The following is a 3,816-nucleotide window of genomic DNA, read 5'->3' on the forward strand; positions in this document are numbered from 1 at the left end:
ACTCTTTGATTTCTTCCTTTAACTCTTTTATATAACCAACCTGAGTTTCTATACAGCTTAGTAATATTTCTTCTTTTAGATCTTTGTATCTCATTTACTTTTTTCTCCTCTAATATCTTTTTTTACTTCTTCATTCGTGTTATAATTAATTTGATATTTTTTGTTTGTGGATTGCTAATTGTGATATTTTAGCATCCACTTTTTTTATAAAAAACTCTCTCTAAGCTCTGCATTTGCAATAATACTTGAAGCACTTCCACCAGCACAACTTACTTTTTTTACTCTTTTAACTTTCTTATCCTTTGGATCTATCCACATCCAAGGTTCACCATCAACCTCTCCTACATATCTCTTAGTAGAATCTCCTATTTCTTCTTCATATTTATTCAAATCTTCTATCAAAGCCCTAAAGTTTTCAGCTGACTCTCTACCTCTTACATATGCGTCATAAAGAATAGCCTTTTTTCTCATATCTTCAAAATCCTGATATCTCATCTTTTCACCTCCTTTAGACTTATAATATTATTATGATTTTGAAAGCATTCTCTTATACCTCGTCTACTTATAAAGGTTAAATAATATTTATTTATTCCTATAAGCTTTAACCTTCTTCTAAAGTTAGAAACCTCTCTCTTATCTACAGTTAGCTCCGTTACTATGTATTCTCTCCCTAACTCTAGATTTCTAAATCTACAATCTAAAATAACTTTATTATCTATCCACACGGCTTTCCTCCTGCTGATTTTCTAATTCTATTACATTGAACGGATCTGTTACATCCTTGCCAACCGCCCATTCTAAAAATTCTTCAACGTCTTGCTCTCTAACTTTCCACCTTCCTAGTTTCATAAATTTTAAAAGTCCAGCTTTTCTCAAATTGTAAACATAATTTTTGCTAGTTCCTAATTTTTCAGCTAGTTCCTCGACTGTATATACCTTCATCTCTCTCACCTCTCTTTCTAAGATTCTATTACTGGTAAAATTCCATTATTTTTTAATTGTTCATATAAGAATAATCTTCCTTTTTGTGTCCACTTTGTGTTCATTACAACCTTAACTCCGCCATCATTTAAAGGAATATCTACTGTTTCAGAATGTGTGTATCCCTTATTTTGATACTTTGCATATAATAGCCATTGTCCACTTTGTTTGTATTGTATTTTAAACTCATGTAATAAACTATTTAAACTTTTACCTGCCATTCCATAATCTTTAGCTATCTGGGATATTGTTACAAGACTTTTACTTGCTAAAATCTTATCTGTATAATCTGCTTTCGGTTTAAGCTCTTTTATTTGCTGTTCCTTTATCTTTGTTTCAAGCTGTAGGTCATTAATAGTGTTATTTGCTATCTGCAATGCTCTAGCCATTATCTTTTCTGGACTATTATATTCTTTTTCAACTTCTATAAAGTATTGCCTTATCTGCTTACCTTTTTCGCTTCTTTGTAACATCGCTATTTCTTTTGCCATATCTAACTTTAATACGTGGTCTATGTAAGTTGTTTCATTGCCTTGAGCTGTTGCTCTTTTTTGAGCCATAGCTATATAATCAATATTTTCAGTAAATCCATACTCACACATTCTTGGAAACCAATCTTTATACTTTGTCTTAACCCCCAATCTTTCGTGTAATTCTCTACCGCTTACTACTGGTTCTAATTTGTCATTAGTTTTTATTTCTATTAAACTATTCATCTTATCCTCTCTTTCTATTCATCAACTTCTATTATTTCAAGATGTTTGTACGCAAACTTTATCATCTTATTCGCTAAAACTGTTTTACTTAATCCTGTTTCATCTGATAACCCACACATAAGGTCGTATACTTCTGTTAATTTTTCCATTTCTTTTTCTCCTTTGTTTTTAAAATAATTGTATAATATAAGTATCAGCCTTTGCTGAAATTCATAGAAAGGAGAATTAGTTTTATGATTAGAGCACCTGTTTTATCTAGCAGAATGAAGAGTGTTGGCTGGAAAGACAATGTAATGGAAATTGAGTTTAATGACGGTGCAATATATCAATACTACGATGTGTCAAAAAGCGATTACATTGACTTTATAAACTCACCCTCTCTAGGTTCTGCACTCCACAGATTTGATAAGATTCATTCGTATAAAATAATCTTCTAACCATTTAAAGGAATACTTTCAATAGTTTCCTTAACCTTGACCCCATCCTGAGTTATCACCACTTCAACATATGGATGGTGTTTTTCTTTTAAATGCTTGATTATTGGTTCAGCTAATTTTTTTAACTCTTCCATCTCTTATCACCCCCTTTTATCTATTGTTGTTTTCAAAACAGTTTGATATAATATCCCCAACAGTAACAAAATATTAGGAGGTATTATTATGTCAAAAAAAACATGTTTTATAGTTTCTCAAATCGGAGAGCCAAATAGTAGTGAACGAAACCACGCTGATAAAGTATTAAAGTATATTATTACTCCATCTTTAAAAGATGATTTTGAAATATCCAGAGCAGACACTATGTACCATAGCGACCGCATAGATGACAAGATTTTCGAGCAACTAAAAACTTCCGATTTGGTTATTGCTGACCTAACAAATAACAATCCCAACGTATTTCTTGAGGTAGGATATAGAATGGCACTAGAAAAGCCAATAATTTATATCATGCAAGAAAATTCATTACCTATACCATTTGACATCAGAACTACAAATATCATTCGTTATGATCTCAAGTCTGATGGACCATCTGTTCTAGATTCAGTTGGAAAAACAGTTGATATAATTAAATCAATTGTTGACAGTATTAGCTTTAGTACTCATACTGGAACTGTTCCTACTGATAAACCAAAGATTGAAGATATAATACTTAAAAATACATCTGATATTAAAGAAATACTGATAAAAGTACTGAATATCGTATCTCAGGACACAACTCAAGATTTCAATGAGGTATCTTTTCAAGAAAAATTACTTACAACAGCACTTGAAAATCCTGATAAGCTTGAAAAACTGTTTGATTTAATGAATAAATATCCTCAAATTATTTCTCCTGATGTTCAAGATTAGAAACTCTTACTTCTAGTCCTCTTGCGAAGCCCAATAAATAATTTATTGTGGCTTTGTCTTTTTTTTGTTCTTCCTTAATTTGTTCAAGCTCTTGCAATAAATCAAATGTTTTTTTTATTTTTTCTGTTCCCATCCATATTTACCTCTCTTTCTAATTTTTTATGCAACTTTTGTATTCCTAAGCACCTTATCTTGATTTTAATTCAAGTTATTCCCTAAAAAAATTATTCAATTTTCAACACTTCTATTGGTACTTCGTAATAATCAGCAAGCATTATGCATTTACTAATCGCAACATTACCTAAATACTTTTCCCAGCTATTGTATGTAGAAGTTGAAACTCCTATATCTTTAGCTACTTGTTGTTGAGTTTTATTTTTTCTAGCTCTTAACTCTTTTAATGATTTCTTCTCCAATAACATTTTTTCATCCCCCTCCTTCTACCTCCATTTTACTTGATTTATTTTCAAGTGTCAACAGTTTATTAGATTATTTTTCAAGTATTTTATATATTTTTTCGCTTTTACTTGATTTTTTTTCTTGTCAGTTGTATTATATAATCATAGAAAAGAGGTGGAAAAATGTTGTTATCAAGTAATTTAAAGTATCTTAGAAAAAAAGCTGGATTTTCCCAAGATTTCATTGCAAAAAAGTTAGGTTATAAATCTTTCACAACAATTCAAAAATGGGAATCAGGTGTTTCCGAACCTAGTATATCCATAGTTAACAAACTTTGTAATTTGTATAATGTTACGATAAACGATATATTATAT

The 3,816-nt window shown here is 30.3% G+C and carries 11 protein-coding genes; 3 read left to right on the forward strand and 8 right to left on the reverse strand.

Going from position 1 to position 3,816, the window contains the following annotated elements; translation table 11 throughout:
• Positions 1–204 precede the first annotated feature (204 nt).
• The 5 genes from BMY82_RS09195 to BMY82_RS09665 are packed head-to-tail and all read right to left on the reverse strand — an operon-like array spanning position 205 to position 1,846.
• Positions 205–495, reverse strand: a complete 291-nt coding sequence (locus tag BMY82_RS09195) for a hypothetical protein (protein ID WP_091976257.1) — start codon at positions 493–495, stop codon at positions 205–207.
• Positions 492–725: a hypothetical protein gene (locus tag BMY82_RS09200; RefSeq protein ID WP_091976258.1), complete on the reverse strand. Its 234-nt coding sequence runs from the start codon at positions 723–725 to the stop codon at positions 492–494. The genes BMY82_RS09195 and BMY82_RS09200 overlap by 4 nt, the downstream gene beginning before the upstream one ends.
• On the reverse strand, positions 712–942 hold the full coding sequence (locus tag BMY82_RS09205) for a helix-turn-helix domain-containing protein (RefSeq protein ID WP_091976259.1): 231 nt from the start codon (positions 940–942) through the stop codon (positions 712–714). The genes BMY82_RS09200 and BMY82_RS09205 overlap by 14 nt, the downstream gene beginning before the upstream one ends.
• Positions 943–959: 17 nt before the next feature.
• Complete coding sequence (locus BMY82_RS09210) at positions 960–1,697, reverse strand: phage antirepressor KilAC domain-containing protein (protein WP_091976260.1); 738 nt, start codon at positions 1,695–1,697, stop codon at positions 960–962.
• A 14-nt stretch (positions 1,698–1,711) separates the two neighbouring features.
• Positions 1,712–1,846 carry a hypothetical protein gene (locus tag BMY82_RS09665; protein WP_278308751.1) on the reverse strand — a complete coding sequence of 45 codons (135 nt, stop codon included), beginning with the start codon at positions 1,844–1,846 and terminating at the stop codon, positions 1,712–1,714.
• Between the two features lie 84 nt (positions 1,847–1,930).
• On the opposite strand from BMY82_RS09665, the gene BMY82_RS09215 reads away from it, so the two are divergent.
• Positions 1,931–2,134 (forward strand): KTSC domain-containing protein, encoded by a 204-nt coding sequence (locus BMY82_RS09215; protein ID WP_091976261.1) that lies wholly within the window; start codon positions 1,931–1,933, stop codon positions 2,132–2,134.
• On the opposite strand, the gene BMY82_RS09515 is transcribed toward BMY82_RS09215, so the two are convergent.
• Entirely contained in the window at positions 2,131–2,268 is a 138-nt protein-coding gene (locus tag BMY82_RS09515) for a hypothetical protein (protein ID WP_180366775.1), read from the reverse strand. The two genes, BMY82_RS09215 and BMY82_RS09515, sit on opposite strands and share 4 nt — an antisense overlap.
• An 88-nt stretch (positions 2,269–2,356) precedes the next feature.
• Between BMY82_RS09515 and BMY82_RS09220 the strand changes: the two genes are divergently transcribed.
• The gene (locus tag BMY82_RS09220) at positions 2,357–3,043 is read left to right on the forward strand and encodes a TIR domain-containing protein (RefSeq protein ID WP_091976262.1); all 687 of its coding nucleotides are present in this window, start codon (positions 2,357–2,359) and stop codon (positions 3,041–3,043) included.
• Here the strand turns inward: BMY82_RS09220 and BMY82_RS09520 are convergent.
• Both BMY82_RS09520 and BMY82_RS09225 read right to left on the reverse strand, forming a co-directional pair.
• Entirely contained in the window at positions 3,018–3,176 is a 159-nt protein-coding gene (locus BMY82_RS09520) for a hypothetical protein (protein ID WP_180366776.1), read from the reverse strand. The genes BMY82_RS09220 and BMY82_RS09520 overlap by 26 nt on opposite strands.
• A gap of 91 nt (positions 3,177–3,267) precedes the next feature.
• Positions 3,268–3,465 carry a helix-turn-helix transcriptional regulator gene (locus BMY82_RS09225; protein WP_091976263.1) on the reverse strand — a complete coding sequence of 66 codons (198 nt, stop codon included), beginning with the start codon at positions 3,463–3,465 and terminating at the stop codon, positions 3,268–3,270.
• Positions 3,466–3,624: 159 nt separating this feature from the next.
• On the opposite strand from BMY82_RS09225, the gene BMY82_RS09230 reads away from it, so the two are divergent.
• On the forward strand, positions 3,625–3,816 hold a 192-nt coding region (locus BMY82_RS09230), incomplete at its 3' end, for a helix-turn-helix domain-containing protein (protein ID WP_144019737.1).

The organism is Peptostreptococcus russellii, assembly GCF_900110295.1.
Classification (GTDB): domain Bacteria; phylum Bacillota; class Clostridia; order Peptostreptococcales; family Peptostreptococcaceae; genus Peptostreptococcus; species Peptostreptococcus russellii_A.